General features: G+C 68.2%; 9 protein-coding genes. 2 read left to right on the top strand and 7 right to left on the bottom strand.

Features of this window, described 5'->3' with window-relative positions:
- Window positions 1-78: 78 nt before the first annotated feature.
- Window positions 79-3,714, top strand: a complete 3,636-nt coding sequence (locus PIGHUM_RS19970) for a hydantoinase B/oxoprolinase family protein (RefSeq protein WP_124081480.1) — start codon at window positions 79-81, stop codon at window positions 3,712-3,714.
- Here the strand turns inward: PIGHUM_RS19970 and PIGHUM_RS19965 are convergent.
- The 7 genes from PIGHUM_RS19965 to PIGHUM_RS19935 form a co-directional block, all read right to left on the bottom strand.
- On the bottom strand, window positions 3,708-4,676 hold the full coding sequence (locus tag PIGHUM_RS19965; RefSeq protein ID WP_124081479.1) for a tripartite tricarboxylate transporter substrate-binding protein: 969 nt from the start codon (window positions 4,674-4,676) through the stop codon (window positions 3,708-3,710). The genes PIGHUM_RS19970 and PIGHUM_RS19965 overlap by 7 nt on opposite strands.
- A gap of 42 nt (window positions 4,677-4,718) precedes the next feature.
- Window positions 4,719-5,882 carry an LLM class flavin-dependent oxidoreductase gene (locus tag PIGHUM_RS19960; RefSeq protein WP_124081478.1) on the bottom strand — a complete coding sequence of 388 codons (1,164 nt, stop codon included), beginning with the start codon at window positions 5,880-5,882 and terminating at the stop codon, window positions 4,719-4,721.
- Window positions 5,879-6,661, bottom strand: a complete 783-nt coding sequence (locus PIGHUM_RS19955; protein WP_124081477.1) for an alpha/beta fold hydrolase — start codon at window positions 6,659-6,661, stop codon at window positions 5,879-5,881. Before PIGHUM_RS19955 ends, PIGHUM_RS19960 begins: the two co-directional genes overlap by 4 nt.
- Window positions 6,662-6,688: 27 nt before the next feature.
- Window positions 6,689-7,279: an NADPH-dependent FMN reductase gene (locus tag PIGHUM_RS19950; protein WP_124081476.1), complete on the bottom strand. Its 591-nt coding sequence runs from the start codon at window positions 7,277-7,279 to the stop codon at window positions 6,689-6,691.
- A 116-nt stretch (window positions 7,280-7,395) separates the two neighbouring features.
- Window positions 7,396-8,343 (bottom strand): LysR family transcriptional regulator, encoded by a 948-nt coding sequence (locus tag PIGHUM_RS19945; protein ID WP_124081475.1) that lies wholly within the window; start codon window positions 8,341-8,343, stop codon window positions 7,396-7,398.
- Window positions 8,344-8,474: 131 nt separating this feature from the next.
- Window positions 8,475-9,449 carry a Bug family tripartite tricarboxylate transporter substrate binding protein gene (locus PIGHUM_RS19940; protein WP_124081474.1) on the bottom strand — a complete coding sequence of 325 codons (975 nt, stop codon included), beginning with the start codon at window positions 9,447-9,449 and terminating at the stop codon, window positions 8,475-8,477.
- A gap of 55 nt (window positions 9,450-9,504) precedes the next feature.
- Entirely contained in the window at window positions 9,505-9,888 is a 384-nt protein-coding gene (locus tag PIGHUM_RS19935; RefSeq protein ID WP_160142367.1) for a RidA family protein, read from the bottom strand.
- Window positions 9,889-10,038: 150 nt separating this feature from the next.
- Here PIGHUM_RS19935 and PIGHUM_RS19930 point away from each other — a divergent pair, with 150 nt between their 5' ends.
- Window positions 10,039-11,316, top strand: coding sequence for a Rieske 2Fe-2S domain-containing protein (locus PIGHUM_RS19930; RefSeq protein WP_160142366.1), 1,278 nt, complete (start codon window positions 10,039-10,041; stop codon window positions 11,314-11,316).
- Window positions 11,317-11,351: the final 35 nt, after the last annotated feature.

The raw sequence follows: 11,351 nt of genomic DNA, 5'->3' as shown, positions 1-11,351 counted from the left end.
CGTCCGGGCGCAGGCCGATGACATCGGTGAACGTGCCGCCCCGACTCCTCCGCCCCGCCCGCGCGCTGGGAATTCTGGATAGACCGGGGCGGCACGTTCACCGATGTCATCGGCCTGCGCCCGGACGGCCGCCTGGCGACGGCCAAGCTGCTGTCGGAGAACCCCGGCCAGTACGAGGATGCCGCCATCGAAGGCATACGCAGGCTGCTCGGCCTGGCCCACGGCGAACCCGTGCCGGCGGCGCGCATCGGCACCGTGCGCATGGGCACCACGGTGGCCACCAACGCGCTGCTCGAACGCAAAGGCGAGCGGGTGCTGCTCGCGGTGACGCGGGGTTTTCGCGACGCGCTGCGCATCGCCTACCAGAACCGGCCGCGCCTGTTCGACCGCCGGATCGTCCTGCCCGATCAATTGGCCGAGCACGTCGTCGAGATCGACGAACGGCTGGGCGCGGACGGCGCCGTCGTTGCGCCGCTGGATGAGGAGCAGGCCCGCGCCGCGCTGGCCGAAGGGCGCGCCCGCGGCCTGGCCTGCATCGCCATCGCGCTCATGCACGGCTACCGCAACCCCGTCCACGAACAGCGCCTGATGCGGATCGCGCACGAGCTGGGCTACACCCAGGTCTCGGCATCGCACGCGGTCTCGCCGCTGATCCGCTTCGTCGCGCGCGGCGACACCACCGTGGTCGACGCCTATCTCTCGCCCGTGTTGCGCCGCTACGTGGACCGGGTGTCGGCGGCGCTGCCCGGCGTGCGGCTGCAGTTCATGCAATCGAGCGGCGGGCTGGCCGACGCGCGCGCCTTCCAGGGCAAGGATGCCGTGCTGTCGGGGCCGGCCGGGGGCATCGTCGGCATGGCCGGCGTCGCGGCGCAGGCCGGCTTCGAGCACGTGATCGGCTTCGACATGGGCGGCACCTCCACCGACGTCTCGCACTACGCGGGCCAGTACGAGCGCAGCTTCGACACCCAGGTGGCGGGCGTGCGCATCCGCGCGCCCATGATGAGCATCCACACCGTGGCCGCCGGCGGCGGCTCGGTGCTGCGCTTCGACGGCGCGCGGCTGCGCGTCGGCCCGGAATCGGCCGGCGCGGATCCCGGCCCCGCCTGCTACCGGCGCGGCGGACCGCTCACCGTGACCGATGCCAACGTCATGCTGGGGCGCATCCGGCCCGAACACTTTCCCGCCGTGTTCGGCCCCGGCGGCGACCAGCCGCTCGATGCCGGGACCGTGCGCCAGGGGTTCGCCGAGCTGGCCCGGCGGGTCGGCGGGGAAACAGGCAAGCCCGTGGAGCCGGAAGCGCTCGCGGCCGGCTTCCTCGACATCGCGGTCGCCAACATGGCCAATGCGATCAAGCTCATTTCCGTGCAGCGCGGCTACGACGTCACGCGCTACACCCTGGTCACCTTCGGCGGCGCGGGCGGGCAGCATGCCTGCGCCGTGGCCGACGCGCTGGGCATGACGCGCGTGCTCGCGCATCCGCTGGCCGGTGTGCTGTCGGCCTACGGCATGGGCATGGCCCGGCCCGCCGCGTTGCGCGAACGCACCGTCGAGCAGCCGCTCTCGCCGTCCGGCCTGGACGCCGCGCGGCGCGTGCTGGACGAACTGGCTCGGGCCGCGCGCGCGGAATTGGCGGCGCAGGGCTGCCATGCGAATACCGTCCAGGTCGTCTCGCGCCTGCACCTGCGCTATGCCGGCACGGACACCACCCTGCCGGTGGCGCTGGCCGACGCCCAGGCCATGCAGCGCGAATTCGAGCAGGCCTACCGCCAGCGCTTCGCGTTCTTGATGCCGGACCGGGCGCTGGTGATCGATTCGGCCGCGGTGGAAGCCATCGCGCACGAAGAGGCCGGCCAGGCCGGCCACGCGTGGTTCGCCCGGCCACGGCGCGCTCCCGGCACCCGCCTGCTTCCCGCCGAACGCGTCGCCCTGTACGCGGGCGGATCGTGGCAGGACGCCGCCTGGCATACCGCCGCGTCGCTGTGCGCCGGCGACACCCTGGAAGGTCCGGCGGTGATCGCGGACAGCAACGCCACCACTGTGGTCGAACCCGGCTGGCGCGCCACGGCGCGGGCCGACGGCGACCTCCTGCTCGAACGCGTGCAGGCCCGGCCGCAGCGCCGCGCCGTCGGCGCCGATGCCGATCCGGTCATGCTGGAGATCTTCAACAACCTGTTCATGTCCGTTGCCGAGCAAATGGGCTGGCGGCTCCAGAACACCGCGCACTCGGTCAACATCAAAGAACGGCTGGATTTCTCCTGCGCCGTCTTCGACGCCCAGGGCGGCCTGGTCGCCAACGCGCCGCACATACCCGTCCACCTGGGGTCCATGGGCGCCAGCGTGCGCGCGGTCATCGACGCGGCAGGCGGCGCCTTCTTGCCCGGCGACGTCTACGTGCTCAACGACCCCTACACCGGCGGCACGCACCTGCCCGACGTCACCGTAGTCACGCCCATCTTCGACGAGGCCGGCGCCCGGGTGCTGTTCTACGTCGGCTCGCGCGGCCACCACGCCGACATCGGCGGCCTCACGCCGGGCTCCATGCCGCCCGACTCGCTCGCTATCGACGACGAAGGCGTGCTGATCCCGCCCTTCCTGCTGGTGCGCGGCGGCCGGATGCGCGAAGCGGAAATGCGCGCGCTGCTGGCCGGCGCGCGCCATCCCGCGCGCAATGCCGACCAGAACATCGCCGACTTGCGAGCCCAGGTCGCCGCCAATGAAAAAGGCCGCGAAGAGCTGCTCGCCATGGTGCGGCAGTACGGCCTGGACGTGGTGCAGGCCTATATGCGGCACGTCCAGGACAACGCCGAAGAATCGGTGCGGCGCGCCATCAGCCGGCTGCGCGACGGCCGCTTCCGGGTCGAACTCGACAACGGCGCCCATATCGAGGTGGCGGTCGCCGTCGATGCCGCCACGCGCAGCGCCACGCTCGACTTCAGCGGCACCTCGGCGCAACTGCCCGACAATTTCAACGCCCCGCTCTCGGTCACCTCGGCCGCGGTACTGTACGTCTTCCGCACGCTGCTGGACGAAGACATCCCCATGAACGCCGGCGGCCTGAAGCCGCTCACACTTGTGGTGCCCGAGGGCTGCATGCTCAACCCGCGGCATCCGGCCGCCGTCGTCGCCGGCAACGTCGAAACCTCGACCTGCGTCACCAATGCGCTTTACGGCGCGCTGGGCATCATGGCCAGCAGCCAGCCGACCATGAACAACCTGACTTTCGGCAATGCGCGCCACCAGTATTACGAAACCATTTCCGGCGGATCGGGCGCCGGCGCGCGCTTCGACGAACAGGGCCGCGCGAACGGCGGCTTCGACGGCACCGCGGTCGTGCAGACGCACATGACCAACTCGCGCCTGACCGACCCCGAGATCCTGGAGCTGCGCTTCCCCGTGCGCCTGGAGCGCTACCGGCTGCGCCCCGGTTCGGGCGGCGCGGGCCGCTGGCGCGGCGGCGACGGCGGCATCCGCACCATCCGTTTCCTGGAGCCGGCCACGGTCTCGCTACTGGCCAACGGCTGGCGCCACCCGGCCTTCGGCCTGGCGGGCGGCGAGCCGGGCGCGCCGGGCCGCGCCCGCGTGCTGCGCCGGGATGGCGGCAGCCAGGAGCTCGGCCACGCGGACCGCGCCGAAGTCGCGGCCGGCGATGCGGTGGAGATCGAAACGCCGGGAGGGGGCGGCTACGGGGCCGCCCATCCTCCCGGCGCTCATTGAACGGAAACCTTGGCCCGGCGGACCACCGCGCTCCATTTGTCGATGTCAGACTTGATGATGGCGGCGAACTCGGCCGGCGTGCTCGCCTCCGGCGCCAGGTACATGTCTTCCAGCTTGGCGGCGGTTGCCGGATCCGCGACGAAAGCCTTGATCGCCGCGGCCAGCTTGTTCACCACGGCATCGGGCGTATTCGCCGGCGCCAATACGCCGAACCAGGGCTCGGCCACCAGTTCGCCCAATCCCGCTTCCTGCGCGGTGGGCACGTCGGGGAATTGCACCAGGCGCTTGCGCGAGGTCACGGCAAGCAGTTTGACCTTGCCCTCTTTGACGTAGGGCGCGGCATTGCCCAGCACGGTGACGAAGACCGGGACCTGTCCCGCCAGCACGTCGACCATGGCCGGGGCGCAGCCGCGGTAAGGCACGTGCGTGATGCTCGTGTCCGCGCTCAGGTTGAGCAGTTCCCCCGTCAGGTGCAGGATCGTCCCGCTGCCGCACGAGGCGAAGGCCAGCCGGGAATCCTTGGACTTGGCGAGCTTGATCAGTTCGCCCAGGTCGTTGGCCGGCACCCCCTTGCCGACGCCCAGCACGACGGGACCCCGGACGATGGTGGAGATCGGCTTGAACCCCTTCACCGCGTCGTATTCGATCTTGTCCTCGAAACTGGCCTTCATCGATAGCTGGTCGTTGGTGACGAGCAAGGTATAGCCGTCCGGCTCGGCCATCTGCACCTGCTGCGCGGCCACGCCTCCGCCCGCGCCGCCCTTGTTCTCTACGACGAAAGGCTTGCCGAATTTCTCCGACAGCTCCTGCCCGATCATCCTGGCCAGTTGGTCGGTCGTGCCCCCAGGGGAAGCGGCGGCGACCAGCTTGACGGGTTTGACCGGCCACCCCTCCGCAGCCTGCGCGGCGCAGGCGCCGCAAGCGATGGCCAATGCAGCGCCAAACGATATGACATTGCGCATGGAATCGTCTCCTTTAATGATTGTTGTGGCCGCCGGCCGGCGCTAGAGCGCTTTCAATGCCGGCAGCACCTCGCTGGCGAACAGCCTCTGGTTGCGCCAGGCCGGTTCGTTGCCCAGAGTGCCGAACTGCAGCATGGCGACGAAATTGCCCAGGCCGGTTTCGGATTGCACGGCACGGATCTTTTCCAGCACGGTCTTGGGCGACCCGACGATGGCCGTCCCCTGGTCGATGAGGCGCTCGATCGATTGCCTGCCCGTGCCCTTGCCGAAGCCGGAGCGCCCGATGGCCCGCTTGGCTTCCATCAATTTCTTCATCGAGGCCATCGAACTATAGCCAGGGGGCAGCAGCATTTCCGGCGTGAGGTTCAGATAGTCGTTGAACAGCGCCTCCATGCCCGCGCGCGCCTCGTCGATGGCCTGTTCGTCGGTTTCCGCGACGTAGACCGGCGCCGCCCACCCCAGTTGTCCGGGCTCGGCCTCGTAGCCGAAATCCCTGGCCTGCTGCCGATAGGCCAGCAAGTTCTTGATGACGGTGTCGCGCGCCGAGAACGTGACCAGGAAGGGATACTTTCTTTTCGGATCGGCCGCCCACTCGATGGTCTCCAGCGAGCCTTGCGACGGCACCCATACCGGCGGATGCGGCTGCTGGTAGGGCCGCGGCCATGGGTTCGCATACTTGAGTTCGTAATGTTCGCCGCGCCAGTCGAACGGCCCGGTCTCGGTCCACGCGCGGATGATCAGGTCGTGGGCCTCGTGGAAGCGGCTGTGGGATTCCGTGGGATTGATGAGAGACGAATGGTACTCGGCCCCGATGCCCCGCACGAACCCGGCGATGATCCGGCCGCGCGACATGCAGTCGAGCATGGAGAACTCTTCCGCGATGGTCATGGGATTGTTGACCAGCGGAAGCGCCCGGCCGAGGATGGCGATCTTGATCCGCTTGGTGCGCTGGATCAGCGCGCTGGCGATCAGATTGGGCGCCGGCATCAGGCCATAGGCGGTCTGGTGGTGCTCGTTCACGCACACGCCGTCGAAACCCAGCTCTTCGGAGCCCGCCAGCAGGTCGATGTAGGCCTCGTATTCCGCGGCGCCCTTCTCGGGATCGAAGAACCGGTTGGGAAGATTGACCCAGACCGAGCGATAGTCCTTCGATGCGGGAATATCGAGCGGGCGATAGGGCATCAGGGAGAAGTTGAGGATCTTCATGGGCGGACACCATCGATGAATTGGGAAATGCACTGCACGGCCGCGTCGGGACGCTCGATCAACGGCATGTGCCCGCATGCCGGCAGGATGTCCACGCGCCGGAAGGCCACGAATTTGCGCCACTCATCGGCAAAACCGGCCGGCAGGATCCTGTCCTGCTCGCCCCATACCAGTTGCGCCGGCGCCGAGATCCGGTGCAGCCAGTGTTTGAGTCCGGGGTTGTGCAGCCTCGGCGCCCATGCCAGCTTGGCGAACGCCACCTTGTTCCTCACCGCGATGTCGGCATCGACATTCGCCGACGCGGCACGCGCCGACTCGATGTACGCGCTGTCGTGATAGGAATTGGACAGCAGTTCGTCGTCGTTCCAGATGAACACGTCCCCGGCCTCGACGCCGGACGCGGCCAGGCCCGCCGGCGCGATCAGGGTCAGGCTGGCGATGTTCGAGCAGTTGCGCACGGCCGCCTCGGCGGCGATCCATCCCCCCAGCGAATGCCCGACTACGTGCACCGGCGTGCCGTCCGGCGCCAATTGCTCCAGCAGGTCGAGATAGAACATCGCGACGTCGCCCGCGGTCCGGACGCCGGGCAGGTCGCCCGAGCGCCCGAATCCGGGATGATCCGGCACGATGACCTCGTAGCGCTCCGCCAGGCTCTGGAATGCCTGTCCCCAGTTGCGCACGCCGCCCGCCCCGTGCAGAAAAAGAAGCCTGGCTCCCGAACCGCTCTTGCGCAGGTGCAGATCCACGCCGCGCACGTCGATGTTCATTTCCTGTTGCATGCTCGCCTCTCCATACCCGTTCCTCCCTTATGCCGACATGGCCGTCATGTGCCGCTCGTGCGCCAGCAGGACCTGCTGCGCGACCTGGCGCCCCACCGTGGCGAGCTGCGCCGCCGCGCCCTCGTCCAGGCAGCGCCCTTGTTGATCGAATATCTTCTGGCTGGTATTGATCACGCCGCCCAGCGGCGTGGGCCATCCGCGCAAGGCATGCACGATGGCGCGCAGATTGCTCAGGGCGGAGGCGGCGCCCTGCCAGCCGCCTCCGCAGCTGATCAGGCCCACGGGCATGCCGTCCAGGTACGGCCGCTCGCCCGTCCTCAGGTCCTCGACGTAGTCCAGCGCGTTCTTGACCAGTCCGGAAATGCCGCCGTGATAGGAAGGGCTGGCGATGATCACGCCCGAGGCCTCGCGCAGGGCGGCGATCAGCTTCCTCGCCGATGCGCTTCTGGCCGCCTCATTGGGCGAATACAGCGGCAGGTCCAGGTCGGCGCCGCTCAACTGCAGCACCTCCGTGCCGCATTGCCTGGCCGCCGCCAGCGCCAGTCTCAACGCGCACTCGGAGGAAGAATCGGCGCGCAGCGTGCCGCCGATTCCCACTACCAGGGGTTTCCCGTTCATCTCGTCTCCTTCGTCCAGCCTGTACGGCCCGCGCTGTCGCGGGCATGGCGCATGGACGAGACGATAGAAAGCCCGCGCCGGCCGGACAATGGCCGCGCCTGGATAAACGTTATCGATCAGGTAGATAACACCGGCTTGGCGCCGCTCCGGGCAGAGCCGAACACCGCCGCGATGGTGGCGCGCAGCCAGCGGCATCCCGCGTCATCGTGCGAACGTTCGTGCCAGTGCTGGCGGACGAGATAGCGCGGACTGGGAAACGGCAGCGCCACCCGCCGGATGTCCCCGGCGCCGCGCTCGAACGCCTCGGCCATGCTGACCGGCACGATGGAAATCAGGTCGCTGCCGCCCACGATGAAAGGAACCGCCATGTAGTGCGGCGTCACGATCAGCGCGGAGCGCGATAGGCCGTGCTGCCGCAGCGCCTCGTCGACGGCATCGACGCTCCGCCCTTCCGGCTTGACCACCACGTGCTGTTCCGTGGCCAGCGCCTTCAGGCCGATGCGGTTGCCCACGCGCGGATGCCCGCGGCGGGCGATGCAGGCGTAGGAATGCTCGAACAGGCGCTGCTGATAGATCCCGGCAGCCCGCAGGCTGGGGAAATAGCCGATCAGGAGATCGATCGCCCCGGCCATCAGCGCTCCTTCCGCCTCGTTCCGCCCGACGTCCAGCGTTTTGATCCGTATGCCCGGCGCCTCGCGAGCGAAGACGTCGATCAGCCTGGGCAGGAAGTTGAGCTCAGCGATGTCGCTCATCTGCAGATTGAAGACGCGGGTGCTGGTGGCCGGGTCGAATCGCTCGCGGCCGACCACCCGGCTTTCCAGTATGCCGAGCGCATCGGCGATCGGGCCCGCCAGCTCGGCCGCCAGCTTGGTCGGCTGCATGCCGCTGGCGGTCTTGGTGAACAAGGGATCGCCGAAATGCCGCCGGAGCTTGGCCAGGTCGTAGCTCATCACGGACTGGCTTCTGCCCAGCCTGTCGGCCGCCTTGCTGACGCTGCGGCATTCGAAGATGTGCTTGAAAACGATCAGGAGATTCAGGTCTATGCTCTCGACGCCCGCCTTCATGCCTGCCTCTCCATCCCAAGCTCCTCCTCCGTCCGCTCTTCCGTAACGCTAACGCATAGGAAGAGGGAGAAGAATCGGGACTTACGCTTTGCAATCCGGCCCCTCGCGCCGGGGGGCCGGATCGCCGCGCCTCAGTCGGCGCTGATCTTCAGCTCCTCGGCGAACTTCTTCCAGCGCGCGGTTTCGTCCATCATCAAGCGGTGGAAGGCCTCGCCCTGCGGCCCTCCCGCCTCGGCGCCGATCTGCTCGAACGCGGCAACCACCCTGGGCGACGCCAACGCGGCCGCGAGCGCCGACTGGAGCTTGCGCACCACCGGCTCGGGCGTCCCGCGCTGGACGGCCAGCCCTTGCCAATCCGCGAACCGCGACATTTCCGGATAGCCCAGCTCCGCCATGGTCGGCACCGCCGGCAGCACGTCCAGCCGCTTGGGGCCGTTGATCGCCAGGGCTTTCAAACGGCCCGCCTGGACCAGCGGCATGATGTAGGAGGAGCCGCCGAACATGAACTGATGCTGCCCGCCCAGCAGGTCGGTGACACCTTGGGGGATACGCGAGTACGGAATGTTCTTGGCCTGGATGCCCATCATCGCGGTGAATGCCTCGCCCGCCAGCGACGGCGTGGTGGCGATGCCCGAGGAGGGATAGCTGATCGGCGCCGTGCTGGCGCGGTAGCGCTCGATCATTTCCTTGACCGAGCCAATGCCCGAGGACGGCAGGACCACCAGGATGTTGGGCGACTCGCTGATCTGGCCGATGCCGGTGAAATCGTTGGCGATGTCGTAATCGGCGGAGCGGTAGATGCTCTGTCCGGCGGTGAGCGGCAGCGTCACGCTGAAGATGGTGTAGCCGTCGGCCGGCATGCGCAGCACCTCCCGCACGCCCGTCACGCCGGACGCGCCCGGGCGGTTCTCCACCACCACGCTCTGCCCCAGCACCGTGCTCAGTTCGGGCGCCACCACGCGGGCGGCATGGTCGATGGGAGTCCCGGTGGCGGCTGCCACGATCCAGCGCACCGGCCGGTTCGGATAATCCTGGGCACAGGCGGCGAACGAGCACGCCAGCGCCAGCATTCCGCCGGCGATCCGGCCCGATGTTTTCTTGTCCATGTCTACTCCTCCTTATTCTGATTCGATTGTCGCGGCTATCGCGACCCTCGGGCCATCAACGCTCGCAACAAGCGATCGCGTCGCACTGCACCAACAATCCGCGGCCGAGATCCTGGACGCGCGTGATGCGCGTCGGGCACGAACGGCCGTCCGGGAACACCGCGAGCCAGGCGTCGTTAAGCGCCTCGCGGCCGCTCCTGTCGGCCAGGCCCACGTTCACGTGGACCACGTCCTCGAGCCCGGCGCCTACCCGGGCCAGCATGGCCGCCAGGTTCTCGAACATGAGCCGGCATTGCGCCGCGAGGGTGTCCGGCAGCTCGCCCCCTGGATGCTGGCCGCCGACATTGCCCGTGGTCACCAGGGAACCGACCCGGCAGACATTGGGAATCGGCTGGGCGCCGTGCGCCATCCCTTCCAGGACGGCACTGGTTCTTCGCATGCTTCGCCTCCAATTGAACATATCACTGATGATCAGTATACTAAATCAATGCCGGATCCACCCCATGAATCGGCGCGGCGGTTTCTGCTTCGGACGTAAGCATAATACTGATCATCAGTATTAAACAATGGAAAACAGCAGGAGATCGATTTGCTATCCCACACCAACAACGACCTGGTCACCCGCACCAGCGCCGACACGCCGGGCGGCAAGCTGTTCCGCCGCTACTGGCAGCCGGTGGCGCTATCGCGCGAACTGCAGGCCGGCACGCCGCTGCCCGTCACGCTGCTGGGCGACGCCCTCGTTCTGTACCGCATGGATGACGGCGCGCCGGCGCTGATGGATCGCCATTGTCCGCACCGCGGCGTGGACCTGAGCTACGCGCGCATCGAAGGCAAGGCGCTGCGCTGCCTGTACCACGGCTGGCTGCTCGACCACGACGGCCGCTGCCTGGACCAGCCGGGCGAGCCGTCCACCAGCACCCAGAAAGACCGCATCCGCCAACCCGCCTATCCCTGCTTCGAAGCGGGCGGGCTGGTTTTCGCCTACCTGGGAGAAGGCGCGCCTCCGCCGCGCCCGGACCACGCCTTCTTCCGGGCCGACCCCGGCCAGCTCTACGTGAGCAAGCTGTTCCACAGCTGTAATTACCTCCAGGGGCTGGAAGGCTATTGCGACCCGCAACACCTCTCCTACCTGCATCGCTTCGAGCGCGAGGCTTCGCCGGATCCGGGCGCCACCAGCCTGTTCTCGGCCGACAGTTCGCCGCGCATCGACCTGGAAGAAACCGCGTACGGCCTGCGCATCTTCTCGACCCGCCAGTTCGGCGACGGCTCGCGCTATGTACGCATCAGCAACTACCTGTTCCCCAACGGCGCGGCCTTCGACGGCGATCCGGTGGTCGACCCGGCCAGGCGCATCGCGGCGCGCGGCTATTCCCTGAACTGGGCCGTGCCCATCGACGACACCCACCACTGGAAATACGTGGTGATCTTCCGCGAGGACGGTCCCGTGGACACGGCCTTCCTCGACCGCAACTTCGACGAAGTCGGCCCCGACTTCAAATCCAGCCGCAACGCCGCCAACCGCTATCTGCAAGACCGCGGCACCATGGACCGCTGCTTCGCAGGCATGGGCCACGGCTTCTACAACCACGACCTGTATGCCACCGAGAGCATGGGAGCCATCATGGACCGCACCAGGGAGCACCTGGGCGCGACCGACCGCGTGATCATCGCGCTGCGCAAGCAGCTGCTGAACAACATCCGCGCCCAGCAGGAAGGACAGCCGCCGCTTGCCGCCGGGCTGGACGGCGAGGCTTCTCCGCTGGCCGACATGATCGTGCACTCGACCATGCTGGACACCGAGGCGAGCAACCAGGAACTGGTCGCCTCCGCCCTGGCCAAGCGCCGGGAATCCATCCATGCATGACGCCGTGCCTGCCGCACACCGGTATTGAACCGACC

Source organism: Pigmentiphaga humi, from assembly GCF_900606115.1.
Lineage (GTDB): Bacteria > Pseudomonadota > Gammaproteobacteria > Burkholderiales > Burkholderiaceae_B > Pigmentiphaga > Pigmentiphaga humi.
Note: the sequence above shows the minus strand (reverse complement) of the source record. Positions and strands in the feature narration are given on the sequence as shown.